We start from the raw sequence: 25,647 nt of genomic DNA on the forward strand, positions 1-25,647 counted from the left end.
GGCGCGACTGACTGGGTGGGGGCCATACCAGGGCAACGCGAAGCCGGCGGACAGGTCACCGGCGGAAATGGTCGAGCGTGAGTTCGGGGAGTGCCCCCGGTTTTGGCGCGAAGCCGCGACCGGTCGGCAGGCGCAACCCGACGTCCCGTCAAATCCCTTACGGAGCGGAAAGGTTGACGCGACGTGCCGCCGCGCACCGCCCACCGGCAGGGGCACTTCGCCCGCGCCGGTCTCCCGGTCGCTCCGGGCGCACTGATCCTGCACCACGGCGACCTGCCGGCCATGGTGCAGGGCAGCTACGGGAGTCGAGCCGGTGAGACGGGCGCGGGAGCGGCGCTCAGGCGGCCAGGCGACGCATCGTCGGAACGCGCATCGGGCGCGAGCCCGGGCCGCCGACGTGGGAGAAGGGCTGGGTGCGCCAGTCCAGCCCCTGAGGGAGCGTCAACAGCAGCGCGGTGTCCTGCTCCTGGGGCTCCACGGACTCGTCCGCGGGCCGGGCCTCGGAGGCTCCCCGTCCCGTCCCGGCGCAGACCGTCAGCCCGAAGGGGTTCCACGGCGAGGCGCACAGCGCGTGCTCCGGCAGGACCTCCTCGTCCGCCAGCAGCGCGATGGGCTGCGCACAGTCCGGGCAGATCACCCGGTACATCTCGAAGGTGTCGTACGCGTCGAAGTGATCGGCGTCGTCGACGTCGAAGCCGTCGGAGTAGTCCGCGTCGGGTTCGACGCCCTCCGGCTCGGGTTCGACGACGGACTGGAGCCGCTTGGGCGCGGTGCGACCAGGGCGCTTAGGACTCTGCATGGGATTCTCCCCCTCGGGCTGGGCCGTGAAGGCACTGCGGCCTCGACCACAGCAAGCACTTCCCGCCCCGTCTCGGCGGTAATCACGAGGACATCACGAAGAGTTGGGGATGGCTGTGGCATTCGTCACATGCCGCTTGCAGATGCCTCGAGGTTCGGTCGAGCGGCCGAGCGACGCGTACCCGGCCGCCGTCGACTCTGGGCCACATCACGAACCGGCTATGACCTGGGCTGCATAGGTATACGCGGAGATCGCGCGCACGGTAAGTTCTTGCGTCATGGAGGAGCTGGACCGACAAATCGTGCAGCTGCTCGTCAAGGACGGGCGGATGAGTTACACCGATCTGGGCAAGGCCACGGGCCTGTCCACCTCGGCCGTGCACCAAAGGGTGCGCCGACTGGAACAGCGCGGTGTCATCCGCGGATACGCGGCCGTCGTCGACTCCGAGGCCATCGGGCTGCCCCTGACCGCCTTCATCTCGGTGAAACCGTTCGACCCCAGCGCCCCCGACGACATCGCCGAGCGGCTGGCCGGCGTACCGGAGATCGAGGCCTGCCACAGCGTGGCCGGTGACGAGAACTACATCCTCAAGGTGCGCGTGGCCACCCCGCACGAGCTGGAGGAACTGCTCGGGCGGCTCCGGGCGCTCGCCGGCGTGTCGACGCGTACGACGGTCGTGCTGTCCACCCCGTACGAGGCCCGGCCGCCCCGCATCTGAGGGGATCCGAGGGGTCCGCGTGCCGAGCCGCCGAGGCGAGGCGCGAGACTGTTCCCCATGAGTGAGCGCACCGCCGAGCCGAAGACCGTCCTGCTCCGCCGAGGAGAGGTACACAGCCCTGCCGACCCGTTCGCGACCGCGATGGTCGTCGAACGCGGCCAGGTCGCCTGGGTCGGCTCCGAAGGCGCCGCCGACGCCTTCGCGGACGGCGTCGACGAGGTGGTCGACCTCGACGGAGCCCTGGTCACCCCGGCGTTCACCGACGCCCATGTGCACACCACGTCCACCGGCCTCGCGCTCACCGGTCTCGACCTCTCCACCGCCCCCTCCCTGGCGGCCGCCCTCGCCCTCGTGCGGGCCTTCGCGGCGGCCCGTCCGCAGGACAAGGTGCTGCTCGGGCACGGTTGGGACGCCTCCCGCTGGCCGGAGGGCCGCCCGCCCCGACGGGAGGAACTGGACGAGGCGACCGGCGGCCGACCGCTCTACCTCAGCCGGATCGACGTCCACTCCGCCGTGGTCACCACCGCCCTGCTGGAACTGGCACCCCGGGCCCGCGCCGAGCCGGGCTTCGCGGACCGGGCGCCGCTCACCCGGGACGCCCACCACGCCGTCCGTGCCGCCGCGTTCGCAGCCGTGACGCCCGCCCAGCGCGCCGAGGCCCAGCGGGCCGCCCTCGCGCACGCCGCCTCCCTCGGTATCGGTTCGGTCCACGAGTGCGCGGGACCCGAGATCTCCTCCGAGGACGACTTCACGGACCTGCTGCGGCTCGCCGCCGAGGAGCCCGGCCCCCGGGTCGTCGGCTACTGGGCCGAGCGGGACGTCGACAAGGCCCGGCGGCTGGGCGCGCTCGGCGCCGCCGGAGACCTGTTCGTCGACGGCGCCCTCGGCTCCCACACCGCCTGTCTGCACGCCGCCTACACGGACGCCGACCACACCGGCACCGGCTACCTGGACGCCGCCGACGTCGCCGCGCATGTGACGGACTGCACCGAGGCCGGCCTCCAGGCGGGCTTCCACGCCATCGGCGACGCAGCCGTGACCGCCGTCGTCGAGGGCGTGCGCGCCGCCGCGGAGAAGGTCGGGCTCGCCCGGATCCGCGCCGCCCGCCACCGCATCGAACACGCCGAGATGCTCACGCCCGAGACCATCGCCGCCTTCGCCGAACTCGGCCTCACCGCCTCCGTCCAGCCCGCCTTCGACGCCCTGTGGGGCGGCGAGGAGGGCATGTACGCCCAGCGTCTGGGCGTCGAGCGGGCGCGCACCCTGAACCCCTTCGCGGCCCTGCTGCGCGCGGGTGTCCCGCTCGCCTTCGGCTCGGACAGCCCGGTCACCCCCCTCGACCCCTGGGGCACGGTCCGCGCCGCCGCCTTCCACCGCACCCCCGAGCACCGGGTGTCCGCCCGCGCGGCGTTCACGGCCCACACGCGCGGCGGCTGGCGCGCGATCGGCCGGGACGACGCGGGCGTCCTGGTCCCGGGCGCGCCCGCCGACTACGCGGTCTGGCGCACCGAGGAACTGGTCGTCCAGGCCCCCGACGACCGGGTCGCCCGCTGGTCCACCGACCCCCGCTCCGGCACCCCCGGCCTGCCGGACCTGACCCCCGGCAGCGACCTCCCGGTGTGCCTGCGTACGGTGGTGGGCGGCCGGACCGTGTTCCTGCGGCCGAGCGAGTGATCTCCCGGGGCGGCCCGCGGAAGATCACCCGTCCGCCTGTCGACATACGCCCGGTGTCTTCTCCGCGCTGACCTGGGCATTGACGGAAGATCCGCAGGTCAAGCCGCTGTTGACAGCCGATGGCGGGGGGCCGGTAGGTTCGGCGGAGTCCACCACCGGACGCCCCGCCCGGGGAACGCCCGCGCACTCGCCGCGGCGCCGCTGGGTCAGGGACGGTGAGCCGTACCGGCGCACCGCCACTGGCAGCCAGGCTCAGCGCCCGCGCCGCAGCGAGGGAAGTTCCGGCCGGTCGGGGAGGTGTGACCCGGATGGGGCCCGGGCGCTCAGTAGACAACGGCTTTCGGTCGACCCGCAGCCAGCGGGTCCCGGGCCGGCCCGAAGAGCGCCGGGCCCCCATCCGCAGCAGGCCCGTGCCGACCCCCGCTCGCGCTCACCCCTACGGGGCAGGTGCGTACATACAAGCCCAAAGGCACGTTCTTACCCCGCTTTCGCGGGTTCGACACCACCTTACGTACTTCCCGTCACGTCACCGCAGGCGGCGGCCACTATGGTGGTCCCCTGCGTACGGACTTGAAGGGGCAGTAGTGAACGACGGCGACGGGACCCTCGCGGCACAGGACCGGGAAAGGCAGTTCGGTCCGCTCGGCACGGCCTTGGTGATCATCCCGACCTACAACGAGGCGGAGAACATCAAGACCATCGTCGGCCGGGTGCGCGAGGCCGTCCCCGAGGCGCACGTCCTCGTGGCCGACGACAACAGCCCCGACGGCACCGGCAAGCTCGCCGACGAGCTGGCCGTCGGTGACGACCAGGTCCAGGTCCTGCACCGCAAGGGCAAGGAGGGCCTCGGCGCCGCCTACCTCGCGGGCTTCCGCTGGGGCCTGGAGAACGGCTACGGCGTGCTGATCGAGATGGACGCCGACGGCTCCCACCAGCCCGAGGAACTGCCCCGCCTGCTCACCGCGCTCAAGGGCGCCGATCTGGTCCTGGGCTCCCGCTGGGTGCCGGGCGGCCGGGTGGTCAACTGGCCCAAGTCCCGTGAGGTCATCTCCCGCGGCGGCAGCCTCTACTCCCGCCTCGCCCTCGACCTCCCGCTGCGTGACATCACCGGCGGCTACCGTGCCTTCCGCCGCGAGACTCTGGAGGGCCTCGGCCTGGAGGAGGTCGCCTCCCAGGGGTACTGCTTCCAGGTCGACCTCGCCCGCCGTGCCGTCAAGGCCGGCTTCCACGTCATCGAGGTCCCCATCACCTTCGTCGAGCGGGAGCACGGCGACTCCAAGATGAGCCGGGACATCCTCGTCGAGGCCCTGTGGCGGGTCACGGCCTGGGGTGTGGGGGAGCGGTTCGGCAAGATCACGGGCCGGAGCGCCGACCGTCCGGAGCGCCCGCAGGCGCCCGCCGCCTCTCACGGCGACGGCTGAGTCCCACAGCAACGGCTGATCCTCCCCTTATGCCGCTCTGAGCCTGTTCCGGGCACACTGGGAGCATGACGACTGGCTCTCCGACCCCCGCGTACCAGACACCCGCCCGGCCCCCGGCCCAGCCCCGCCGCTCCCGCCTGCGGACGTTCCTGCCGCTGGGGCTGGCCGCATGGCTGGTGCTGGAGATCTGGCTGCTGACCGTGGTCGCGGGCGCGACGAGCGGGCTGGTGGTCCTCCTGCTTCTGGCCGCCGGGTTCGTCCTGGGCGCCGTGGTCATCAAACGGGCGGGTCGCCGGGCCTTCCGGAACCTGAACGAGGCGCTTCAGCGCGGCACGGCCTCCTCCGACCGGGGCGGCAACGGCCTCATGATGCTCGGCGGCCTGTTCCTGATGATCCCGGGCCTGGCATCCGACGTGATCGGCCTGCTCCTGTTGCTCCCGCCGGTCCAGAAGGCGGTCAGTGGCTATGGGGAGCGCAAGCTGAGGGCGGCCGCGGCCACGCCCGGCACGCTGGGAGACGCGTTCCAGCAGGCCCGCATCCACCGCCCGGACGGCAAGGTGGTGCAGGGCGAGGTCATCAGGGACGAGCAGTGAGCCAGGGGGCCAGGGGGCCTGGTCGGGCCGGTGTGAGTCACGGGGCTGATCGGCTTCCCGGCCAGCCCTGGGGGCCGGGGAGACGCTCGCCCTCACTGCCCTGCCCGTAGCGGGCGGCACTGCATCGCAGAGGGCAGCACGACGACCGCGGGCGCCGTACGTGATTCACGTACGGCGCCCGCGGTCGTTGTCGTGCGCTGTGAAGCTGGTCACAGCCCCTTGGGGCTATGCGCTTTTACGGCTGTCACGGGGATGTACCGCAAGGTTCATCGCCCCGGACCGCAGAACGGCGAGCCGCTCCTCGAGGACCTCTTCGAGTTCCTCGCGGGTCCGCCGCTCCATCAGCATGTCCCAATGCGTACGCGCGGGCTTGGCCTTCTTCTCCTCAGGGCCGTCGCCGTCCACGAGGAGTGCAGGGGCTCCACAGACCTTGCACTCCCACTCCGGCGGAATCTCCGCCTCGACCGAGAAGGGCATCTCAAACCGGTGCCCCTTCTCGCATGCGTACTCCACGGCCTGGCGCGGGGCCAGGTCGATGCCGCGGTCCGTCTCGTAGCTGGTCACCACGAGGCGCGTGCCGCGAAGAGCTCGCTCACTCATGAATCGTGCCTCCCGGGCTTGTCGCCCACAGGACAGGTGTCGCTGTCGTCGTCATCCGGTCAACGTCCGGTCGGCGGTAAAGATTCCCGTTCGGAGTCCCGTTCCGGGTCATGCGTCGCCGTCGTAGCCGCGGTCTTGTCAACCAGTGCAGTACCCACCGGCGCCCGGTTTGTCACATCTGAAAGGAGATGTCACCCAGCGTTTCGGCATCTTTGACGCGCAGTAACGGTACGCCTGGCAGGCCAAACGCGTACACTACCGCCCTTTCGCCTTGAGCGCTAAATCTTCTCGGGCACCGGGTTCCCCGCGTCGCCGATCGCCTGCCGTACCGGCACCCGGACGAGCAGCAGGAAGCCCACGACGAAGAAGACCACCAGCGAGATGATCGCGTCCCGGTAGCTCCCGGTCAGCTGGTAGGTGACGCCGAACAGGAGCGGGCCGAGCCAGCTCATGCCGCGGTCGCTCATCTCGTACGCCGAGAAGTACTCGGCCTCCTTCCCGGGCGGCACCAGATGGGAGAAGAGGGAGCGGGACAGCGCCTGGCTGCCGCCGAGGACCAGGCCGATCGCGGCCGCCAGCAGGAAGAAACCGACCGGCGCCCCGGCCGGCAGGAAGTAGCCGGCGCCCAGGGTGAGCGTCCAGGCCGCCAGTGAGCCGAGGATCGTGCGCTTCGCGCCGTACGTCCGGGCCAGCCGCCCCATGCCCAGCGCGCCCGCCACGGCCAGCACCTGCACCAGCAGGACGGCGCCGATCAGCGTGGACTGGCCGAGACCGAGCTCCTCGGAGCCGTAGACCGAGGCCTGGGAGATCACGGTCTGGATGCCGTCGTTGTAGATCAGGTACGCGAGGAGGAAGGAGAGGGTCAGTGGGTGCCGGCGCATGTCGCGGACCGTCGCCGCGAGCTGACGCAGCCCAGGAGCCGTGCGGGCCGTCCGGTCCGTCGGATCCGGCCGGGCGGTCGCCTCCCGGGCGGCGGTCGGCCGGTCGCGCAGCCGCAGCAGCGGGATCAGCGTGAAGCCGCCCCACCACAGGCCGGCCGAGGCCAGGCAGATCCGCACCGCCGTCGACTCGGAGACGCCGAAGGAGTCGTGCGCGAGGTAGAGCACCAGGTTGACGACCAGGACAAGCGAGCCCGCCGCATAGCCGAAGGCCCACCCCCGGGAGGAGACCGCGTCGCGTTCCTCGGGCGGGGCGATCTGCGGCAGGTAGGAGTTGTAGAGCATCATCGCCACGGACTGGGCCGCGTTCGCCACGATCAGCAGCGCGCCCCCCAGCAGATAGCGGTCGCCGCCCAGGAAGAACATGCCGGTCGTGGCCGCGGCGCCCACATAGGCGGCGGCGCCCAGCAGGGGCTTCTTGCGGCCGCTGCGGTCGGCGGCCGCACCCACCAGGGGCATCACCAGCACGGCCACGATCACCGACAGGGACACCGAGTACGCGAAGAAGGAACCCGCCCGCACCGGAATGCCCAGCGGATGCACGTACCCGTCGGCGTCCGCCGCCCGCTTGGCGACCGATGTCAGGTACGGGCCGAGGAACACGGTGAGCACGCTCGTCGAGTAGACGGAGCACGCCCAGTCGTAGAAGTACCAGCCGCGCTGCTCGCGCCGCCGTTCGGCGGCCTCGTCGGACGCCGCCGTCCGCACGGTGTCGATGTCCACCCGTGCCCTCGCTTCCCGCTGCCGCCGTCGCGCGCGGGCGACGGGCCCGAGGTCAGACCCAGACGCCGCGGTCCTCCATGACCTCGCGCAACGTGTCGATGTGATCGGTCATGATGCCATCGACCCCGAGGTCCAGGAGCCGGTGCATCCGATCCGGATCGTTGATCGTCCACACATGCACCTGGAGCCCGCGCGCATGGGCGGCCCGGACGAAGCGACGGTCCACGACCCGGATGCCCGACTGGCTCTCGGGCACCTGTGCGGCGACCGCCGAGCGACGCAGCGCCGCGGGCACGCCCCAGGACCGCAGCCGCAGGTTGAGCACGCCCCGGGTGCCGTACGAGGTCGCCAGGCGCGGCCCGGCCAGCCGCTGGGCCCGCACCACGCGTGCCTCCGAGAACGAGCCGACGCAGACCCTGTCCCATGCGCCGGTGCGGGCGATCAGGTTGAGCAGCGGGTGCAGGGCGGGCTCCGCCTTGAGATCGACGTTCCACCGCACCTCGGGGAAGGTTTCCAGGAGTTCCTCGAAGAGCGGCACCGGCTCCTTGCCCGCCACACGCGCGTGCCGCATGTCCGACCAGAGGAGGTCCGCTATGCGGCCGGCGCCGTCGGTCATCCGGTCCAGCGTCGCGTCGTGGAAGGCGACGAGCCTGCCGTCCCGCGTGGCGTGCACATCGGTCTCGATATAGCGGTAACCCGCCTCGACCGCGCGCCGGAACTGCGCGGTGGTGTTCTCCAGGCCGTCCGCGGCCCCACCGCGGTGGGCGAACGGGATGGGCCCCGGATGGTCGAGATACGGGTGGGTCATGAGGCTGGTCACGGACGCAGTATGGCTCCCTGTGGTGTCCCGGTGGCAACGACCGTGCTGCCGCCCGGTGCAGCGGGAACGGCGAACATCCGCAGGAAGAGCTGGGCGAGCGGACCGATCGTCACCGCGTAGAGCACGGTGCCGACGCCGATGGTGCCGCCGAGGGCGAACCCGGTCACCACGACCGCCACCTCCACGGCCGTCCGCATCAGCCGGATCGAACGCCCGGTACGCCGGTGCAGCCCCGTCATCAGCCCGTCGCGCGGGCCGGGCCCGAAGCTGGCGGCGATGTAGAGACCGGTGGCCGCCCCGTTGAGGACGATTCCCGCCAGCAGCAGCGGCACCTGGAGGCCGAGCCCGTGCGCGTCGGGGACGTACGCGAGCGTGCCGTCCATCGCGAGGCCGACGACGAAGACGTTGGAGACCGTGCCGAGTCCCGGACGCTGGCGCAGCGGGATCCACAGCAGCAGTACCGCCGCGCCCACGACGATCGACACGACACCGATCGTCAGGCCGGTGAGCTCGCCGAGACCCTGGTGCAGCACGTTCCAGGGCTCCAGACCGAGCCCCGCCCGCACGAGGAGGGCGGAGCTGGCGCCGTAGAGAGTGAGGCCGACGTACAGCTGGATCAGCCGGCGGGCGAGGTGGCCGTGCGGATCCCGCGGGGGTGTCTCCTGCGGTGGCGGCTCGGACAAGGGATCCCCCTGGTGGTCGTAGTGGCCTGACCCGTGACACTCTGTGGCTTGGAAGCGCAGGGCATCCATGGCCAATTCGGGGAAGGTGGACTGGTAATCATGGCGCAGTGGACCTCGGCGGTGGGGGCCGCGCAGCTCGCGCGGCTGCTCAAGTCCCAGCAGGACCGCCCGGCCGGCCCCGGGTCGCGCCGGCCGCCCGCCTATCGGGCGCTCGCCGACGGTATCCGGCTGCTGGTGCTGGAAGGCCGTGTCCCCGTCGCCGCGCGCCTGCCCGCGGAACGTGAACTGGCCCTCTCGCTGTCCGTGAGCCGGACGACCGTCGCCGCGGCCTACGAGGCGCTGCGCGCCGAGGGGTTCCTGGAGTCCCGGCGCGGCGCGGGCAGCTGGACGGCCGTCCCGGCCGGCAACCCGGTTCCGGCGCGCGGCCTGGAGCCCCTGCCGCCCGAAGCCCTCGGCTCGATCATCGACCTGGGCTGCGCGGCGCTGCCCGCGCCCGAGCCCTGGCTCACCCGGGCGGTGCGGGGCGCGCTGGAGGAGCTGCCGCCGTACGCCCACACGCACGGCGACTACCCGGCGGGCCTGCCCGCGCTGCGGTCGATGATCGCCGAGCGGTACACCGCGCGCGGGATCCCGACGATGCCCGAGCAGATCATGGTCACCACGGGCGCGATGGGCGCCATCGACGCCATCTGCCATCTGTTCGGCGGGCGCGGCGAGCGCATCGCCGTCGAGTCGCCCTCCTACGCCAACATCCTCCAGCTGATGCGTGAGGCGGGTGCGCGCCTGGTGCCCGTCGCGATGGCCGAGGGGCTCGCCGGGTGGGACATGGACCGCTGGCGCCAGGTCCTGCGCGAGGCCGCGCCGCGCATCGCGTATGTCGTCGCCGACTTCCACAACCCGACCGGCGCGCTCGCCGACGAGGACCAGCGGCGCCGACTCGTGGAGGCGGCCCGTTCCGCCGGGACCGTGCTGGTCGCCGACGAGACCATGAGCGAACTGTGGCTCGACGACGGTGTCGAGATGCCCCGGCCCGTGTGCGGCTTCGACCCCGCGGGCTCGACGGTGATCACGGTGGGCTCGGCGAGCAAGGCCTTCTGGGCCGGGATGCGCATCGGCTGGGTGCGCGCGGCCCCGGACGTGATCCGCAGCCTCGTCGCCGCGCGCGCCTACGCCGACCTGGGCACACCGGTGCTCGAGCAGCTGGCGGTGAACTGGCTGTTCAGCACCGGCGGCTGGGAACAGGCCGTCGAGCTGCGCCGCCACCAGGCCCGGCAGAACCGGGACGACCTGGTCGCGGCGGTGCGCCGGGAGCTGCCTGAGTGGGAGTTCGCCGTGCCCGAGGGCGGGCTGACGCTGTGGGTGCGGGCCGGGGGTCTCTCCGGGTCACGGCTCGCCGAGGCGGGGGAGCGGGTGGGCCTGCGGGTGCCGTCCGGACCGCGGTTCGGCGTCGACGGCGCCTTCGAGGGGTATGTGCGGCTGCCGTTCACCGTGGGAGGCGCGGTGGCGGAGGAGGCGGCCGCCCGGCTGGCGGCCGCGGCCCGGATCGTGGAGAGCGGGGGGACGGTCGGCGCCGAGGGGCCGCGCACGTTCGTCGCGTAGAAGAACGCGGGCGGGAGCGGTCACCCGCCCGTGCTCGACACCTGCTCCGCGCCCACTGCGTCGGCCGCCAAGGCGTCGGCGCCCGTGGCCTTCGCGGCCTCGGCGTCCGTGTCCACGCGTTTGGTGAGCACGACCTCGCCCGGTGCCGGCGGCAACGTCTCCGTGTCGGCCGGGGTGGAGCGCGGCGGCAGGAGGTCCAGCACCGCCTGCCGATGGGCGTCGCTCGTCGCGTCGTCGTACGGGTCCGGCGTCGCCGGCACCTGGAGCCGGTGCACCGGCCCCGAACCGAGCCGGGCGTATCCGCGTCCCGGCGGTGTGTGGTCGACGGGCGTGGTGTGCGGGGGTGCGCCGAGGACCGCCTCCAGCTGCTGCTTCGACGCCGGCCCGAGCGCGACCCGCGCGCGGGTGTGCTGCCGTACGGCGTCGCTCAGCGAGTCCAGGGCGTCGAACTGCTCGGCCACCACCACCGTGACCCCGACCGCGCGGCCGTGCCGGAGGGGGACCTGGAGGAGGGACTGCGGGTCCGTGCGGCCGTCCGTGTCGGCCAGGTGGGTGAAGGCGGTCGGGCGGTCCAGCAGGATCCACAGGGGGTGCCTGGTGTCGTCCGGTGGCGGGTCGCCCGCCTGCCGGGCGCGGTTGGCGGCGATGAGCCGGCGCTCCGTCTCGTGCACGGCCCACTCCAGGGCGGCCAGTGCTCCGGCCAAGCCGACCTCGACGCCCAGGACGCCGTCCCGTCCGGCGAGACAGGCGTACTCGCCGGTGCTGCCGCCCTCGATCACCAGCACCTCGCCGTGCTGGAGGGCCTGCAGGGCGATGGAACGCAGCAGGGTGGAGGTGCCGCTGCCGGGCTGGCCCACCGCCAGCAGGTGAGGCTCGGTGGAGCGGACGCCGGTGCGCCAGACGACGGGTGGTACGTCGCGCCGCTCCTCACCGTGGGCGAGGGGGAGCGTGCGCTGGACCCGGGAGGGGTCGGTGAAGCCCAGGACGGTCTCGCCGGGGGCGGTGACGAAGCGTTGGGCCGCGAAGTCGGCGGGGAGCGGGCCGAGGACGCTGAGGGTGAGTTCGTTGCCCTCCTCGTCCCAGACGAAGAGGTACTCGCGGCCACGGCCGGACTTCGCGGCGAGCAGCTGCTCGATCCGCGCGCGCGGGGCGGCCTCTCCGTCCGGGAAGAACGCCGGGTAGCGGATCACGAGGAGGGCTACGCGGCCCGAGTCGTCGAACTCCTGCGTCGGGAAGACGGTCTCCCAGTCGCCGCCGTGGGCGTACAGGGGAGCGGGGTCGTCGGCCGTCGAGAAGTACGGTACCAAGGCCTCGTACAGCACCTGGAGTCGCTGGATCTGCGACTCGTCGGGGCCGTCGGGAGCCGGTGGGGTGCGGTCCCTGCCCTGCCAGGCCGCTGCCGCCATCAGGGTGATGACGGCGAGCAGCGGGCCGTACGGCACCAGCACCACGACCAGGATCAACGAGGCCACCAGGAACAGCAGCGGTCCGCGCTTGTCCTTGGGGGTCTCGGCCCACCTGCGCCGCCCGGCCGAGGCCAGCCGGCGCAGTCCGCGGGTGATCGTGATCAGGGGATGGAGGACATCGGTGGCGCTGTCGGCCGCCGTCCGGGCCAGCTCCCGGCTCCGGGCGATCTGCGCGCTGCCTGTGCTCAGGATGCTGGGAAGGGGGCGCCGGGCCACTGCTGTCTCCTGTGAGGTGCGTACGGACGGGACGGGCGGCGTCAGAACTTGATGCCGCCGAGGAGGCTCGCCAGGCTCTCGCCGCCTGCCTTGATGCTCGGGGCGATGGCCGTGCTGGCCATGTAGAACCCGAACAGGGCCGAGACCACGGCGTGCGACGCCTTGAGCCCGTCCTTGCGGAAGAAGAGGAAGACGATGATGCCGAGCAGCACTACGCCTGACATGGACAGGATCATTTGGGTTCTCCTGGTTCGCGGGGGACAGTCACCATGAGTACTTCCAGGATCACAGGATGTATCCATACTATAAAAGGTGCAACTGGGTGAAATGCGGCCGATTTCCCCCGGCTGGCGGAAGGCCTGGTGGGCTGCCTGAGCAGGAGAGTTGCGTCGAACGGGTCTGCCCGTGATCTTTGCCGCCGACGGGACCGGCCATGTTTGCGACGAGCCAGTACGCTGGCGATTCACCTGAACGGTTGAGTGGAGAGGCGGACCGGCCGATGAGCGAAGGCCCCGACCCCGAGGTCGTGGAGCTGGCGACCAAGATCTTCGATCTGGCCCGCGGGGGCCGGACCGAGGAGCTCGTGGCGTACGTCGACGCGGGCGTTCCGGCCAACCTCACCAACGACCGCGGCGACTCCCTGGTGATGCTCGCCGCATACCACGGCCACGCCGACGCGGTCCGGGCCCTGCTGGCCCGCGGCGCCGAGGCCGATCGCATCAACGACCGAGGCCAGACCCCGCTCGCCGGGGCGGCCTTCAAGGGCGAGACGGACGTCATCAAGGTCCTGCTGGAGGCCGGCGCCGACCCCTCCCAGGGGACCCCGTCGGCCGTCGACACCGCTCGCATGTTCGGCAGGGCGGAGCTGCTCGAGCTGTTCGGCGTGCACTGAGCCGACGGTTGCGAGCAGGTCAACGAGAGTTCCTGACCAGGTAAATCGACGACCACGGGGGAGGCGGTACAAGGCCGCCGGAAATTTCGGTCGCGGCAGGTAGAACAGCCGGGTCATCATGACGTCGTGATTCACGGACGCGATGGCTGGGCAGGTGTTGCCGCACCGCGCGGGCCGTGACGCGGTCCGCATGGGCCACCGACGAGAGGCAGAGGAAAATGGTCTACAGCAAGCAGGAAACGGCGGGCGCCCCGACGTGTTGTCACGCGGCCAGGTAATGCACGTCCCCGGTTGCGTCGACGCTTGATGTGAGGCTGTTTCCCATGTTCGATCCGGTCATAGCGCCCAGCGGTACGCTGCTCGGCCTGCTCCAGAGGGGGCGCGGCGACGGCACGTTGCACGCGCTCACCGCTCCGCGAGCCGAGGCGCTCGCGGCGCTCAACCACTGTGTGCTGCGGGACCCCCGCCACGACTGGCAGGTGGAGAACCGCTCCCTCTACTACGCCCGTCTCTACCTCGATCTGCACGGCGAGCTGGACGAGATCGAGGCCCACCTCTTCGATGTCGAGGACTTCTTCGACACCGAGGAGTCCCGCACGGGCCTGGCCCTGGCAGTCCTCGGCCACCTCGCCTCCTACGGCAGGCGGGAGGCCCTGGCCCTGCTGCGCCGGTACGCGGCCTCAGGAGCCAACTGGGCCTGGGCCCTGGACGAACTCGCCCTGCGCGACGACGACGCCGGTCTGCGAGCCCTCGCGGCACCCGTGCTCGCACGGTTCGCCACCGATGCCGAGGGCGAGGCCGAACTCGCCGCCGCCGTACGGGACGCCTTCGAACCACGGCCCTGGCGGCTGTGGGCCGAGGACCCCCGCGAGTACATCTCCACGCGCGTGCGTGCCGCTCAGGAGGCCGGCTGTTTCGACCGCTGGCAACGGCAGATGAGTCCGAGCGGACCGCGCCCCGGCTGGAGCGTCCAGGCCGTCTTCGAATGGGCCCAGCAGGGCGTCGAACGCGGAGCCGCGCTCCATGTGCCCGCCGCCCGCTGCCTGTCCGCCGTGGCCGGGCCCGAGGACCGCGCCGAGATCGTGCAGGCGGCCAAGGACGGCACCGAGGGAGCCCGCTGCACCGCCCTGCGCTACCTCGCCGACTTCAACGATCCCGACGCCCTCCTCCTGATCGAGCAGGCCGTGGCCACCGGCTCGACGCCCGTCGTCGAGGCCGCCGTCGACGCCTTCGAGCGCATGCGCAGCGTCGCCGCCGTGGACCGGGCCCGCGGCTGGGCCCACCGGCCCGACCCGCTGGGTGCCGCGGCCGGCCGCATGCTCGCCTGCCGGGGCGGCACGCAGGACAGCGATCTCGTCCTCGGCGCGCTGCGCGAGGCCGTCCGCGGAGAGGGCTGCGACGCGCCGAGCCTGTGGACCCTCGTCGACGGCGCCGGACGGCTCGGCATCGTCTGCGCGGCACCCGTACTGCGCCATATCTACCGCGAGACGGCCTCGTCCCATCTGCGCGGGCGCTGCGCCCGCGCACTCGCCGCCACCGACCCCTCCTACGCCACCGGCTTCGCCGTCGAGTGTCTCTGGGACTGTGAGGAGGGCACCCGGGAGATCGCCGCCCGGCACGCCGAGACCGGTGACGCCCGGGTCGTGGAGCGCCTGCGCCGGCTCGCCGCCGATCCGGCCGAGGAGGCGGAGGTCCAGACGGCCGTGCGGAGCCGGATCGGACCGGACGCCGCGTCCGCGATGTGAAGCTCGGGACAGGCCGCCGCCCGAGGGGAGCCTGGCGGCGGCCGGCCCGGCAGATGAACATCCGATGGCCCGCCGGGCGGACCGGCATGGACGCCGTCCGACCTGCGCGGAACGTATAGCGCGCGCACGTCCTGCGCAGCGCAACGCTCACGGGACGTTTGTCGTTCGGAAAGATCCACTTTGACGCGTCCACGTCCGGGGCGGCGACAACACGGGTATGCGTGTCGTCATCGTGACCGAATCCTTTCCCCCCGACGTGAACGGCGTGGCCCATTGCGCCTTCCAGACCGCCCGACACCTCGTCGATCGCGGTCACGCCCCCGTCGTCGTCGCCCCGGCCACCGCCGCCGGGACCGGGCCGGACGCCGAAGCGCCCTGCCCCGTCGTCCGAGTCCCCTCCCTTCCGCTCCCCGGCTACCCCCAGGTCCGCGTCGCTCTCCCCAGCCGCCGCGTCGCCGCCGCCATCGCCGAGCACCGGGCCGACGTGGTCCACCTGGCCAGCCCCTTCATCCTCGGCGTACGGGGCATGTCGGCCGCCGCCCGGCTCGGCATCCCCGCCGTCGCCGTCTACCAGACCGACCTGGGCGGCTACGCCCGCACCTACATGGGCGCCGGCGAGGCAGCCGCCTGGCGCCGGATACGGTCCGTCCACGCCGCCGCCGACCTCACCCTCGCCCCCTCCAGCGCGGCCCTGCACGACCTGGACACGCACGGTGTGCCCCGGGTGAAGCTGTGGCCGCGGGGCGTGGACACCCTGCGCTTCCGCCCCGACCGCCGCGACGAGGCACTGCGCCGCGTGCTTGCCCCGAACGGCGAGCTGATCGTCGGCTACGTCGGACGGCTCGCCCCCGAGAAGCACGTCGAGCTGCTGTCCGGCGTCTGCGGGCTGCCGGGTGTGCGGGTCGTGGTGGTGGGCGACGGACCGAGCAGGCCTTCCTTGGAGGAGACCCTGCCGGGCGCGGTCTTCCTGGGCAACCGCACCGGCGACGAACTCGCCCGGATCTTCGCCTCACTGGACGTGTTCGTGCACACCGGCCCCTTCGAGACCTTCTGCCAGACCGTGCAGGAGGCCATGGCCAGCGGTGTGCCGGTGGTCGCGCCCGCCGCGGGCGGCCCCCTCGACCTGGTCGCCCAGGGGCGTACCGGCCTGCTCGTCCCGCCCCGGGACGCCGCCGTCGTGCAGGACGCGGTGGCGGCGCTGGTGGCCGACCCCGCGCGGCGGGCCGCCTACGGCGCCGCCGGGCGGGCCACGGTCGCGGGACGCACCTGGGCCGCCGTCGGCGACCGGCTCGTCGGCCACTACGAGGACGTGCTCGCCGCGCGTCGACCGGTGGTGGCGGCATGAGCGCCACGGACGGCGGCAACGGCTCCGCCCGCCCCACCTCCACGAGTGCCGGGCCGCTGCGGATCGTGCGGCTCGCCAACTTCGTGGCCCCCGCCTCGGGCGGTCTGCGCACGGCCCTGCGTGAACTCGGCAAGGGCTATCGCGCGGCCGGCCACGAGCCGGTCCTGATCGTGCCGGGCGAGCGGGAGAGCGACCGTCGGACCGAGCAGGGGCGGGTGATCACCCTGCCGGGACCGCTGCTGCCCGGCACCGGCGGCTACCGCGTCCTGACCGACAAACGGCGGGTCGCCCGCCTGCTGGAGGAACTCGCCCCCGACCGCCTGGAGGTCTCCGACCGCACGACGCTGCGCTGGACCGGAAGGTGGGCCCGGCGGGCCCGCGTTCCCGCCGTGATGGTCTCCCACGAGAGCGCCGACGGCGTCCTGCGCACCTGGGGCGTGCCGGAAGGTGCGGCCCGGCGCGCCGCCGACGCGCTCAACCTCCGTACGGCACACACGTACGCGCGCGTGGTGTGCACCACCGAGTACGCCGAGCGGGAGTTCGTGCGGATCGGGGCGCGGAACGTCGTGCGGGCGCCGCTGGGCGTCGACCTCGTCGAACGGCACCCCGCCCTGTACGACGCCGGGCTGCGGGCCCGTCACGCGCGCGAGGACGAGACCCTGCTGGTGATGTGCACACGTCTGTCCGTGGAGAAGCGGCCCGGCACGGCGCTGGACGCCCTGGAGGCGCTGCTGCGGCGCGGGGCGCGGGCGGTCCTGGTCGTCGCGGGCGACGGACCGCTGCGGCCGCGGCTGGAGCAGCGGGCCCGCGAGCGCGGGCTGCCCGTGACGTTCCTGGGGCATGTCTCCGACCGCGGCGCGCTCGGGGCCCTGCAGGCCGCGGCCGACGTGTGTCTGGCCCCGGGACCCGCGGAGACGTTCGGGCTCGCCGCCCTGGAGGCCATGGCGTGCGGGACCCCCGTCGTCGCGAGCGCCTCCTCGGCGCTCCCCGAGGTGATCGGCGCCGCGGGGGCCACGGCGGCCGACCGGGGGGAGGCGTTCGCGGACGCCGTGGAGAACCTCCTGGCGCGCCCCCTCGCGGCCCGCCGGGAGGCCGCACGAGCGCGTGCGGAGTGCTTCGGCTGGGGTACGGCGGTCGACGCCTTCCTCACGGCGCACGACGCGGCGGTGCCGGTCCCGGCACCGGTGACCGCACCTGTGCGTCCTCTCGCACCCGGAGGCCTCGGATGAGACGCCTGCGCTTCGTCGCGCGGGGGACGAGCGCCCGACTCGATCTGCGGGCCTGCGCGGCGGTGTCCGCGGCGCTCGCCGCGCTCTCCGTGGCGGAACGGCAGCCGGACGCCGCCTGAAGCCCGGAGCGGCCGACACCGTCGACGACAGCTCCGGCGTCACCTTCGGCGCACGGCCACGAAGCGGACCGGCGTTCCGGGCACGGCCTGGGCCGCCGCCGCGAGATCGCCCGCGCGGACGACCCCGATCACCGGGTAGCCCCCCGTGGTCGGGTGATCCGCCAGGAACACCACCGGCCGGCCGGCGGGCGGAACCTGCACGGCGCCCAGGACCATGCCCTCGCTCGCCAGCTCACCGCCGCGCGCACGCTCCAGGACGGGCCCCTCGGTGCGCAGTCCGATGCGATTGCTCGCCGAGGACACGAGGAAGGTCCGCGAGGTGAAGGCGCGGAGCGCGTCCGGCGTGAACCAGTCGTCCCGTGGGCCGAGCGTCACCCGGAGGACGAGTTCGGATGGGGGCGCAGGCTGCGGGGCGACGTCCACGCGCGCGTGCGGGACGAGTTCGTGCCCCAGCGGCAGGACGGCGCCGTCCGTGAGCGGCGCGGGGCCCAGTCCCGAGAGCAGGTCAGTGGACCGGCTGCCGAGGACCGGCTCGACGATGACGCCGCCGGCCAGGGCCACGTAGGTGCGTACGCCGCAGACGGCCGGTCCGATCTCCAGGAGGGTCCCGGCGCGTACCCGTACGGGCGCGCCCCAGGCGACCGGCCGGCCGTCCACCGTGACCCGGCAGGGCGCGCCGCCGACCGCGATGGTCACGTCGGAACGCGGCCTGAGGGCGCAGCCGTTGAGCGTCGTCTCCAGGACGGCCGCGTCGGGCGGGTTGCCGACCAGCCGGTTGACGAGGGCCGCCGCGGGCGCGTCGAGAGCGCCGGAACGGGGCACGCCGAGATGCGCGTGTCCCGGGCGGCCCCGGTCCTGCACCGTGGTGAGCGCCCCGGCCCGGACGACGCAGACTGCGCGGTCGCTCATGAGGTGCCCACCGGTCCCGTCCGCCCCACCGGGACGAAGCGCACCCGCGTGCCCGGCGACAGCAGCGCGGCCGGCACGCGCGCGTGGTCCCAGAGCACCGCGTCCGTGCTGCCGATCAGCTGCCAGCCGCCCGGCGACGAACGCGGGTACACACCCGTGTACGGCCCCGCCAACGCCACCGAACCGGCCGGCACGGCGGTGCGAGGGGTCGCCCGGCGCGGCACGTCGTAGCGCGCAGGCAGGCCGGTCAGATATCCGAAGCCGGGCGCGAACCCGCAGAAGGCGACCCGGAACTCGGTGACCGCGTGGATGCGGGCCACCTCCGCCTCCGGGACGCCCCAGTGGGCGGCGACCTCGGCCAGATCCGGGCCGTCGTACCGGATCTGGATTTCCACGGCCGCCTGTTCACGTGAGGGGGCCGGCGGTACGTCGGACGCGGCCAGCTCGGACGCCAGCCGACCGGGGTCGGTCAGACCGTTCAGGAGGACGGTCCGCGCCGCCGGGACGATCTCGCGAACGCTGAGCAGACCCGCCCCGCGGCGACGCAGCAACTCCGCGTGCAGTGCCTCGGCCTCCGCGCCCGACGCCACCTCGACGAGCAGGGCGTCGTCGCCGACGGACAGCACGCGCACGCTCATACGAAGGCCTCCACCCGTACGCCCGACTCCTCCAGTCCACGCCTGACCCGGCGGGCCAGCTCCACCGCGCCGGGCGTGTCGCCGTGCAGACACAGGGAACGCGCGCGTACGTCGATGGACGATCCCGCCTGGGAAGTGATCTGTCCGAGGCGAGCCAGCCGCACGGACCGTTCCACGACGGCGTCCGGGTCGGTGATCACGGCCCCGGCCCTCCCACGAGGGACGAGCGTGGCCTCCTCGGTGTAGGCGCGGTCCGCGAAGGCCTCCGGGACGGCCGGGAGTCCCGCCTCCCGGGCCCGCTCCAGCAGGCGCGACCCCGCCAGCCCGAGCACGGGCAGCGCGGCATCGGCGAGGAGCACCCCGTCGATCACCGCGCCGGCCTGCTCCTCGTCGTGCACGACCCGGTTGTGGAGCGCGCCGTGCGGCTTCACGTATGCCACGCGCGCGCCCGCCGCCCGGGCGAACACCTCCAGGGCGCCGATCTGGTACGCCACCTCGGCGGCCAGTTCGGCGGGCGGCACGTCCATGGCGCGCCGCCCGAATCCGGCCAGGTCCCGGTAGGAGACCTGCGCGCCGATCATCACGCCCCGCTCGGCCGCCAGGTCGCACACCCGCCGCATGGTGATCGCGTCCCCGGCGTGGAAGCCACAGGCCACGTTGGCGCTGCTGACGACGGACAGCAGTTGTTCGTCGTCGGTCAGCTGCCAGCGGCCGAAGCCCTCGCCGAGGTCGGCGTTCAGATCGATCGCGGTCGTCGCGGTCATGGTTCCTTCGTATCTCCTTATCAAGCCACGCGGTACTGCTCGTCGCGGGCGTCGGTGAGGAACATCTGTCCTGGGGCGTGGGTGAGGGCGAACGGCGGGCGCGAGGCCATCACCACGGCCTGCGGGGTCACTCCGCAGGCCCAGAACACCGGGATGTCGTCCGGCGCCGCTTCCACCGGGTCGCCGAAGTCGGGCCGGCCGAGGTCGTCGATGCCCAGTCCCGACGGATCGCCGCAGTGTACGGGGCCGCCGTGCACCGCCGGGAGCAGGCTGCTCTCGCGGATGGCCGCCGCGAGGTGCTGCGGCGGCACCGGACGCATGGAAACCACCATGGGGCCGTGCAGCCGCCCCGCGGGCCGGCAGCGGCGGCTCGTCACGTACATCGGGACGTTGCGCCCCTGCTCGACGTGCCGGATCGGGACGCCCGCCCCGGACAGCGCCCACTCGAAGGTGAAGCTGCACCCGATCAGGAACGACACCAGGTCGTCACGCCAGTACGCGCGCACGTCCGTCGGCTCGTCCACCGGTTCCCCGTCCGCCCAGACCCGGTAGCGCGGCAGATCTGTGCGCAGGTCGGCGCCCTCGGCGAGGGCGGTCGTCCAGGAACCGGCGTCCGTGACGTCGAGGACGGGACAGGGCTTGGGGTTGCGCTGGCAGAACAGGAGCATGTCGTACGCCCAGTCCGCGGGCACCGAGATCAGGTTGACCTGGGTGTGGCCGCCCGCGACCCCGGCCGTGGGGCCCGCCAGGCCCGCGCGGAAGCGGGCCCGGGCGGTGGCGGGGCTCCACGCGTGCGCGTGCTCGTGGAGGAGGGTGACCGGACGGTCGTCGACGCGGGGCGGACGGCTGTCCTGCGTGAGGATCGGACGGTTCACTCCAGTTCCTTTCCGCGGGTCTCCGGCAGCCCCAGCAGCGCCAGGGCGGCGATCGCGTAGCCGATCGCACCGAACACCAGAGCGCCGCCCACGCCCCAGCTGTCGGCGAGGAAGCCGACCGTGGTGGGGAAGACGGCGCCCACGGCGCGGCCGGTGTTGTAGGTGAAGCCCTGTCCCGTGCCGCGCAGGGCCGTCGGGTACAGCTCGCTCAGGTAGGAGCCGAAGCCGCTGAAGATCGCCGACATGCAGAACCCGAGCGGGAAACCGAGGACGAGGAGCAGGGTGTCCGCGCCGCTCGGGATGTTCGCGTAGGCCAGGATGCACACCGCGGACAGCAGGGCGAACAGCCAGATGTTGCGGCGCCGGCCCAGCCGGTCGGTGAGATAGCCGCCCGTGAGGTAGCCGAGGAAGGCCCCCGAGATCAGGAAGGTCAGATAGCCGCCGGTGCCGACCACCGACAGGCCGCGCTCCGACTTCAGATACGTCGGCACCCAGGTCGCCAGGGTGTAGTAGCCGCCCTGCACACCGGTGGAGAGCAGGCCCGCGAAGAGCGTGGTCCGCAGCAGTGACCCCTTGAAGATCGCCGGGAAGGAGCCCTTCTCGGCGCTCTGTTCGCGGGCGGCGGTGGCCTCCGGAGCGTCCTGCACCCGGCGCCGCATCCACACCACGAGCAGCGCGGGCAGGGCGCCCGTCCAGAACATCACGCGCCAGGCGACGTCGTCGCCGAAGAACGAGAAGACCAGCGTGTACGCCACTACCGCGAGACCCCAGCCGACGGCCCACGAGCTCTGGATCGCGCCGATGGTGCGGCCCCGGTGCTTCGCGCTCGCGTACTCGGCGACCAGGATCGCGCCGACCGCCCACTCGCCGCCGAAACCGAGGCCCTGGAGGGACCGGAAGACCAGCAGCGTCTCGTAGCCGGGCGCGAAGCCGCAGGCGACGGTGAAGACGGCGTAGGTGATCACCGTGATCATCAGGGCCCTGACCCGGCCGATCCGGTCGGCCAGCACCCCCGCGACGGCGCCGCCGATCGCCGAGGCGACCAGGGTCACGGTGGTGAACAGGCCGGTCTGGCCGCTGTCCAGGCCGAAGTAGGCCGCCAGCGCGACCATGCTCAGCGGCAGCGTGAAGTAGTCGTAGGAGTCGAGGGCGTAGCCGCCGAACGCGCCGGCGAAGGCGCGGCGGCCGCGCGGGCCGAGGGCCCGCAGCCAGGCCAGAGCGCCGTCGTCGGGAGCGCTGCCGGGAGAGTGAGGGGCGTCGGGGGAGGGAGCGGCGTCGGCGGGGCGGGTGTCGGTGGCCGGGGTCCGGGGTGGAGGGGGCGTGCTCATGAGGCACCTCGCTGAGGGAGGACGGAGGGTGCGGGGAGTGAGCTGTGCCGTGCGGAGGCGGTCGCCGCGGAGGGGATGGGCGGCGCCATGAAAGGAAGGTAGAGGATCGTTGAACGATCCTTCAATACCCACGTTGTTTCGTTCTCGTGTCTGCGGTTGAATTCCGGGCATGGCAGAGCAGCTGGCGGGACTGGCCGACGACCGCGCCCTCCTGGGCCGCACGAGTACGGCCGAACGGGTTTCGGACATCCTCAGAAGCCGCATCGCCGAGGGCTACTTCCCGCCCGGGACACGACTGTCGGAGGACAGCATCGGCGGGGCGCTGGGCGTCTCCCGCAACACGCTGCGCGAGGCGTTCCGGCTGCTCACCCATGAGCGCCTGCTCGTCCACGAGCTGAACCGGGGCGTGTTCGTCCGGGTTCTGACCGTCGAGGACGTCGAGGACATCTACCGCACGCGCGCGCTCGTCGAGTGCGCCGTGGTGCGCGGGCTGGGGGAGCCCCCTTACACGCTGGAGGGCCTGCGGGCGAGCGTCACCGAAGGACAGGTCGCGGCCGTCGAGGGTGACTGGAAAGGACTGGGCACCGCCAACTTCCACTTCCATCGTGAACTGGTGGCCCTGGCCGGAAGCGTGCGCACCGACGAGCTGATGCGCAGCGTCTTCGCCGAGCTGCGCCTCGCCTTCCACCTCGTCGACGAGCCGCGCCGGCTGCACGAGCCGTACCTCCAGCGCAACCGCCGGATCCTCCAGGCCCTGGAGGCCCAGGACACGGCGGAGGCCGAGCGGCTGCTGGCCGTCTACCTGGCCGACTCGTCGGAACGCGTACTCGAGGCCTACCGGCGAAGGGTCGAGGGCGACAGTGCCCGGTAGGGGCGCGGGTCCGTGATCGATCTGCGGCTCCGCCGCGGGGGCTCGACCGGCCCCCACCGGCCCGCAGCCGGAGAACGACCCGTGGTCGTCCGGCCCTCCCGCCGGAGGCGATCCGCGTCGTTTGGGTCGATGTCAGACCGAGGACCTAGTCTGTGCACCGTGACTTCGCCTGCGTCGACGGACCGTGTTCCGCCCCAGCTCAGCGCGGCGCCGCGCCCCGCTCCGGGCCCGGCGGCCGACGAGGGGCTGGCGCGGCGGCTGCGCGCGCTCGCCTGCACCGCGCCGATCCACGACCTCGACGCGCGCAAGGCCAACCTCGCCGGTGAGTACTCGGTCTACGGCATGGCGGAGATCGCCCTCGCCGCCATCGACCTCGTCACACTCAACATGGACTTCGACACCGGCGCCGATCACGACCAGATAGTGGCCCGCCTCATGCCGCGCATCGCCGCGCAGGCCCCGCGGCGGCCCGTCGCCGAGCACGAGCGGGTGGCCCGCTGGGTGCTGGAGAACCTGATCAACGTCGGCAGCGTCGACCGCGGCTTCCGCGCCGCGTACGGCACGTTCGCGCCGGACGGCACCTATGTGCGCCGCGACTACGACTTCAAGCTGATCGAAGAGGTCCCCGGCTACGACGGCGCGGTCTACCTCCGCACGACCGACGAGGCGGTCAACGTCCTCGTCGGCGCCCTCGACACCGACGTCACCAGCGCGCAGATCGCCGCCGAGGTCAAGCTCGAGGTGCTCATCCGGCGCGGCCGCCTCGCCGACGCCCAGCTCGCCGCCGAACAGGCCCGCTACCGCACCGTGCAGTACTCGGAGACACTGCGCCGCGCCCTGGAGGCGACCCGGCGCAACGTGCGCGCGGTGGACTGGCTCAACGCCGTCCCCGACATGATCGCCGAGGCCCTCGATCACGTCGCCGACCGCTACCGCCACGAGAACGCGATCCTCACCAACATCCGCAGGGCACGCGACGAGATCGAGGACGCGGAGAACAAGCGGCGGGCCGCCGAGCTCGTCGACATCGTGAAGGACTGCATCCGCCGGCACACCCAGTTGCAGTCCCGGCTCCTGGAGGCCGGCCCGCTGTTCCGTGCCGAGCAGGACCGACAGGCCTTCGCCACACCCATGACCTCGTCGGGGATCGACCTGTACGGGCACCTCGTCACCCCCGTGCTGCCGCTGCCACTGGAGCAGGCGGTCCGGGTCACCGACGCGTTCTTCGCCCACGGGACCGGACTGCGCACGCCGGTGTCGGTGCGAGTGGGCGACCTCGTCGACCTGCTGCTGACGCCGCCGGTGGAGCGGGAGCACCTGGGCGCGGAGATGCCGGAGCCGGACCTCATCGCGACGCCCGACGACAGCCGGTTCAGCGAGGAACAGCTGGCGATGGCCAAGGAGCTGCTCGATCTGCCGGCGGACGCGCCACGACGGCTGTCGGGACTGCTCGAGGAGGCGCGGGCCAAGGACGGCGAGGAACTGGCCTACCTGGTGGCACTGCTGGCCGTGCACGCCGCCAGCCCGGCCGTGGGCACCGCCTACCGCCAGGGCGAGGCGAAACTGCTGTTCGCCGTGGACGACGGCAAGGAACTGGAAGACCCGGGGTTCGGCGGAGCCGATCTCATCGTCGGCACCGCCCTGCTGGATGCCGCGGGGATGGCGGCCGACCGCACGGAGGCCGCATGAGCCGGGTCGGGAACCGAGTGGACGAGCACGAGAACACCAAGGAGCCGAAGCTGTGACCGAGCAGGTCGAGTGGAGCGACACGGAGGCCCCCGCCCCGGCGGCGAACGCCGCCGTCACCCCCGCCGACGCCGCCGACGCGGCGCGGCTCGTCGCCTTCGGGCTGATGCCCAAGCTGCAGCCCGCGCGGGACCAGGAGTACGCCGAGCTGCTGCGGCGGTACCGGGATGACCCGGCGTTCGCACGGCTCGCCGACGCCGTGGCCACCGGACTCGGGCTGATCGTGCTGGAGGTCTCCCCGCGCGCGGGGATGGCGGTGACCGCCGCCGAGGACTCGGTGTTCGCCGTGCGGATGGGGGACTACGCGCGTCGTACGTCCGCCGACGGCGGCGACCGGTTCCTGCACGGGCTCGCGCACCTCTCCGTCGCCGCGATGGCCTTCCCCCGGCCCGAGGACCTGGCCGACGACGGCTACATCGGCCGGGTCAGCGTCAACGGAGTGGACGCCTTCGTACGCCAGGCCTGCCGTCGGCTGGAGGAGCGGGCGGACGAGCAGGGCGAGAACACCGACCCCGCGACCGACGCGCCAGGTCTGGAGGCCGCCTGGCGGATCTGGGCCAGGCGCAGTTCCACCGGCGCCACCAAGGACGCCCGCAGACTCGCCGGCTCGACCACCGGCATCGTCGGCAAGGCCGTCGCGTTCCTCACCGACTCCGGCTTCCTCCAGCGGACCGGTGACGACAGCGGCGGTACCTACCGGACGACCGCCCGCTATCAGCTCCAGGTGCGTGACATGGCGGGCGGTGCCGCCATGGCCGAGCTGCTGGAGCTGGGCGTCGTCCCGGTCACCGACGGCTCTCCGACGCTGTTGCCCGCCGAGGAGACCGACGACCTGGACCTGGTGGCCGACGCCGGACTGCCGTTCCACTCCTGAAGCCACCGAGCCACCGAGCCACCGAGCTTTTGAGCTTCCGGGCTCACGGGCCTTCGGGCCCC

Annotated in this window: 25 protein-coding genes; 13 read left to right on the plus strand and 12 right to left on the minus strand. The window is 73.0% G+C overall.

Annotated elements, in window-relative coordinates; translation table 11 throughout:
• Window positions 1-337: 337 nt before the first annotated feature.
• Window positions 338-799 carry a uroporphyrinogen-III synthase gene (locus QQM72_RS19270; protein WP_314222090.1) on the minus strand — a complete coding sequence of 154 codons (462 nt, stop codon included), beginning with the start codon at window positions 797-799 and terminating at the stop codon, window positions 338-340.
• Between the two features lie 277 nt (window positions 800-1,076).
• Between QQM72_RS19270 and QQM72_RS19275 the strand changes: the two genes are divergently transcribed.
• From QQM72_RS19275 to fxsA, 4 genes are all read left to right on the plus strand, one after another.
• Window positions 1,077-1,517, plus strand: coding sequence for an Lrp/AsnC family transcriptional regulator (locus QQM72_RS19275; RefSeq protein WP_020128917.1), 441 nt, complete (start codon window positions 1,077-1,079; stop codon window positions 1,515-1,517).
• A 57-nt stretch (window positions 1,518-1,574) separates the two neighbouring features.
• Window positions 1,575-3,191, plus strand: coding sequence for an amidohydrolase (locus QQM72_RS19280; RefSeq protein WP_314222091.1), 1,617 nt, complete (start codon window positions 1,575-1,577; stop codon window positions 3,189-3,191).
• A gap of 584 nt (window positions 3,192-3,775) precedes the next feature.
• Window positions 3,776-4,612, plus strand: a complete 837-nt coding sequence (locus QQM72_RS19285) for a polyprenol monophosphomannose synthase (RefSeq protein ID WP_314222092.1) — start codon at window positions 3,776-3,778, stop codon at window positions 4,610-4,612.
• A 65-nt stretch (window positions 4,613-4,677) separates the two neighbouring features.
• Entirely contained in the window at window positions 4,678-5,205 is a 528-nt protein-coding gene (fxsA, locus tag QQM72_RS19290) for an FxsA family membrane protein (RefSeq protein ID WP_314222093.1), read from the plus strand.
• A 225-nt stretch (window positions 5,206-5,430) separates the two neighbouring features.
• Here the strand turns inward: fxsA and QQM72_RS19295 are convergent, their stop codons facing one another.
• The 4 genes from QQM72_RS19295 to yczE all read right to left on the minus strand — a co-directional run bounded on the left by QQM72_RS19295 (window position 5,431) and on the right by yczE (window position 8,969).
• Entirely contained in the window at window positions 5,431-5,805 is a 375-nt protein-coding gene (locus QQM72_RS19295; RefSeq protein ID WP_020128921.1) for an RNA polymerase-binding protein RbpA, read from the minus strand.
• A 278-nt stretch (window positions 5,806-6,083) separates the two neighbouring features.
• Complete coding sequence (locus QQM72_RS19300; protein ID WP_314222094.1) at window positions 6,084-7,466, minus strand: MFS transporter; 1,383 nt, start codon at window positions 7,464-7,466, stop codon at window positions 6,084-6,086.
• Between the two features lie 52 nt (window positions 7,467-7,518).
• Entirely contained in the window at window positions 7,519-8,274 is a 756-nt protein-coding gene (locus tag QQM72_RS19305) for a glycerophosphodiester phosphodiesterase (protein ID WP_399077819.1), read from the minus strand.
• An 8-nt stretch (window positions 8,275-8,282) separates the two neighbouring features.
• Window positions 8,283-8,969, minus strand: a complete 687-nt coding sequence (yczE, locus tag QQM72_RS19310) for a membrane protein YczE (protein ID WP_314222096.1) — start codon at window positions 8,967-8,969, stop codon at window positions 8,283-8,285.
• A gap of 99 nt (window positions 8,970-9,068) precedes the next feature.
• Between yczE and QQM72_RS19315 the strand changes: the two genes are divergently transcribed.
• A complete protein-coding gene (locus QQM72_RS19315; RefSeq protein ID WP_314222097.1) occupies window positions 9,069-10,568 on the plus strand; it encodes an SCO1417 family MocR-like transcription factor in 1,500 nt (499 codons plus the stop codon).
• A 20-nt stretch (window positions 10,569-10,588) separates the two neighbouring features.
• Here the strand turns inward: QQM72_RS19315 and QQM72_RS19320 are convergent, their stop codons facing one another.
• The gene (locus QQM72_RS19320; RefSeq protein ID WP_314222098.1) at window positions 10,589-12,250 is read right to left on the minus strand and encodes a hypothetical protein; all 1,662 of its coding nucleotides are present in this window, start codon (window positions 12,248-12,250) and stop codon (window positions 10,589-10,591) included.
• 41 nt (window positions 12,251-12,291) lie between these two features.
• The gene (locus QQM72_RS19325; RefSeq protein WP_020128927.1) at window positions 12,292-12,486 is read right to left on the minus strand and encodes a hypothetical protein; all 195 of its coding nucleotides are present in this window, start codon (window positions 12,484-12,486) and stop codon (window positions 12,292-12,294) included.
• 263 nt (window positions 12,487-12,749) lie between these two features.
• On the opposite strand from QQM72_RS19325, the gene QQM72_RS19330 reads away from it, so the two are divergent.
• From QQM72_RS19330 to QQM72_RS19350, 5 genes are all read left to right on the plus strand, one after another.
• Window positions 12,750-13,142: an ankyrin repeat domain-containing protein gene (locus QQM72_RS19330; protein ID WP_057606837.1), complete on the plus strand. Its 393-nt coding sequence runs from the start codon at window positions 12,750-12,752 to the stop codon at window positions 13,140-13,142.
• A 323-nt stretch (window positions 13,143-13,465) separates the two neighbouring features.
• Window positions 13,466-14,887 (plus strand): HEAT repeat domain-containing protein, encoded by a 1,422-nt coding sequence (locus tag QQM72_RS19335; RefSeq protein WP_314222099.1) that lies wholly within the window; start codon window positions 13,466-13,468, stop codon window positions 14,885-14,887.
• 217 nt (window positions 14,888-15,104) lie between these two features.
• Window positions 15,105-16,232 (plus strand): glycosyltransferase family 4 protein, encoded by a 1,128-nt coding sequence (locus QQM72_RS19340; protein WP_314222100.1) that lies wholly within the window; start codon window positions 15,105-15,107, stop codon window positions 16,230-16,232.
• Window positions 16,229-17,461 (plus strand): glycosyltransferase, encoded by a 1,233-nt coding sequence (locus tag QQM72_RS19345; RefSeq protein WP_314222101.1) that lies wholly within the window; start codon window positions 16,229-16,231, stop codon window positions 17,459-17,461. Before QQM72_RS19340 ends, QQM72_RS19345 begins: the two co-directional genes overlap by 4 nt.
• Window positions 17,458-17,580 carry a hypothetical protein gene (locus QQM72_RS19350; protein WP_314222102.1) on the plus strand — a complete coding sequence of 41 codons (123 nt, stop codon included), beginning with the start codon at window positions 17,458-17,460 and terminating at the stop codon, window positions 17,578-17,580. The genes QQM72_RS19345 and QQM72_RS19350 overlap by 4 nt, the downstream gene beginning before the upstream one ends.
• 39 nt (window positions 17,581-17,619) lie before the next feature.
• Here QQM72_RS19350 and QQM72_RS19355 read toward each other — a convergent pair whose 3' ends face one another.
• Genes QQM72_RS19355 through QQM72_RS19375 form a run of 5 tightly spaced genes read right to left on the minus strand, consistent with a single transcriptional unit; the run spans window position 17,620 to window position 22,094 of the window.
• Window positions 17,620-18,489: a 5-oxoprolinase subunit C family protein gene (locus tag QQM72_RS19355; protein WP_314222103.1), complete on the minus strand. Its 870-nt coding sequence runs from the start codon at window positions 18,487-18,489 to the stop codon at window positions 17,620-17,622.
• A complete protein-coding gene (locus tag QQM72_RS19360) occupies window positions 18,486-19,121 on the minus strand; it encodes a 5-oxoprolinase subunit B family protein (protein WP_314222135.1) in 636 nt (211 codons plus the stop codon). The genes QQM72_RS19355 and QQM72_RS19360 overlap by 4 nt, the downstream gene beginning before the upstream one ends.
• 2 nt (window positions 19,122-19,123) lie before the next feature.
• Entirely contained in the window at window positions 19,124-19,891 is a 768-nt protein-coding gene (locus QQM72_RS19365) for a LamB/YcsF family protein (RefSeq protein WP_314222104.1), read from the minus strand.
• 20 nt (window positions 19,892-19,911) lie between these two features.
• Window positions 19,912-20,766, minus strand: coding sequence for a putative hydro-lyase (locus QQM72_RS19370; RefSeq protein WP_314222105.1), 855 nt, complete (start codon window positions 20,764-20,766; stop codon window positions 19,912-19,914).
• Window positions 20,763-22,094, minus strand: coding sequence for an MFS transporter (locus tag QQM72_RS19375; RefSeq protein WP_314222106.1), 1,332 nt, complete (start codon window positions 22,092-22,094; stop codon window positions 20,763-20,765). The genes QQM72_RS19370 and QQM72_RS19375 overlap by 4 nt, the downstream gene beginning before the upstream one ends.
• Window positions 22,095-22,263: 169 nt before the next feature.
• On the opposite strand from QQM72_RS19375, the gene QQM72_RS19380 reads away from it, so the two are divergent.
• The 3 genes from QQM72_RS19380 to QQM72_RS19390 all read left to right on the plus strand — a co-directional run bounded on the left by QQM72_RS19380 (window position 22,264) and on the right by QQM72_RS19390 (window position 25,585).
• Window positions 22,264-22,965 carry a GntR family transcriptional regulator gene (locus QQM72_RS19380; protein WP_314222107.1) on the plus strand — a complete coding sequence of 234 codons (702 nt, stop codon included), beginning with the start codon at window positions 22,264-22,266 and terminating at the stop codon, window positions 22,963-22,965.
• A gap of 159 nt (window positions 22,966-23,124) precedes the next feature.
• The gene (locus tag QQM72_RS19385) at window positions 23,125-24,654 is read left to right on the plus strand and encodes a hypothetical protein (RefSeq protein ID WP_314222108.1); all 1,530 of its coding nucleotides are present in this window, start codon (window positions 23,125-23,127) and stop codon (window positions 24,652-24,654) included.
• Window positions 24,655-24,706: 52 nt separating this feature from the next.
• Window positions 24,707-25,585 (plus strand): hypothetical protein, encoded by an 879-nt coding sequence (locus tag QQM72_RS19390; RefSeq protein WP_314222109.1) that lies wholly within the window; start codon window positions 24,707-24,709, stop codon window positions 25,583-25,585.
• Window positions 25,586-25,647 lie beyond the last annotated feature (62 nt).

Source organism: Streptomyces zaehneri (assembly GCF_032248645.1).
GTDB classification, from domain to species: domain Bacteria; phylum Actinomycetota; class Actinomycetes; order Streptomycetales; family Streptomycetaceae; genus Streptomyces; species Streptomyces coriariae.

Coding starts and splice junctions, on each gene's coding strand:
- QQM72_RS19375 (WP_314222106.1), bottom strand. CDS start 22,094: ATGAGCACGCCCCCTCCACCCCGGACCCCGGCCACCGACACCCGCCCC.
- QQM72_RS19345 (WP_314222101.1), top strand. CDS start 16,229: ATGAGCGCCACGGACGGCGGCAACGGCTCCGCCCGCCCCACCTCCACG.
- QQM72_RS19350 (WP_314222102.1), top strand. CDS start 17,458: ATGAGACGCCTGCGCTTCGTCGCGCGGGGGACGAGCGCCCGACTCGAT.
- QQM72_RS19330 (WP_057606837.1), top strand. CDS start 12,750: ATGAGCGAAGGCCCCGACCCCGAGGTCGTGGAGCTGGCGACCAAGATC.
- fxsA (WP_314222093.1), top strand. CDS start 4,678: ATGACGACTGGCTCTCCGACCCCCGCGTACCAGACACCCGCCCGGCCC.
- QQM72_RS19270 (WP_314222090.1), bottom strand. CDS start 799: ATGCAGAGTCCTAAGCGCCCTGGTCGCACCGCGCCCAAGCGGCTCCAG.
- QQM72_RS19365 (WP_314222104.1), bottom strand. CDS start 19,891: ATGACCGCGACGACCGCGATCGATCTGAACGCCGACCTCGGCGAGGGC.
- QQM72_RS19280 (WP_314222091.1), top strand. CDS start 1,575: ATGAGTGAGCGCACCGCCGAGCCGAAGACCGTCCTGCTCCGCCGAGGA.
- QQM72_RS19325 (WP_020128927.1), bottom strand. CDS start 12,486: ATGATCCTGTCCATGTCAGGCGTAGTGCTGCTCGGCATCATCGTCTTC.
- QQM72_RS19275 (WP_020128917.1), top strand. CDS start 1,077: ATGGAGGAGCTGGACCGACAAATCGTGCAGCTGCTCGTCAAGGACGGG.
- QQM72_RS19315 (WP_314222097.1), top strand. CDS start 9,069: ATGGCGCAGTGGACCTCGGCGGTGGGGGCCGCGCAGCTCGCGCGGCTG.
- QQM72_RS19295 (WP_020128921.1), bottom strand. CDS start 5,805: ATGAGTGAGCGAGCTCTTCGCGGCACGCGCCTCGTGGTGACCAGCTAC.
- QQM72_RS19335 (WP_314222099.1), top strand. CDS start 13,466: ATGTTCGATCCGGTCATAGCGCCCAGCGGTACGCTGCTCGGCCTGCTC.
- QQM72_RS19380 (WP_314222107.1), top strand. CDS start 22,264: ATGGCAGAGCAGCTGGCGGGACTGGCCGACGACCGCGCCCTCCTGGGC.
- QQM72_RS19355 (WP_314222103.1), bottom strand. CDS start 18,489: ATGAGCGACCGCGCAGTCTGCGTCGTCCGGGCCGGGGCGCTCACCACG.
- QQM72_RS19340 (WP_314222100.1), top strand. CDS start 15,105: ATGCGTGTCGTCATCGTGACCGAATCCTTTCCCCCCGACGTGAACGGC.
- QQM72_RS19305 (WP_399077819.1), bottom strand. CDS start 8,274: ATGACCCACCCGTATCTCGACCATCCGGGGCCCATCCCGTTCGCCCAC.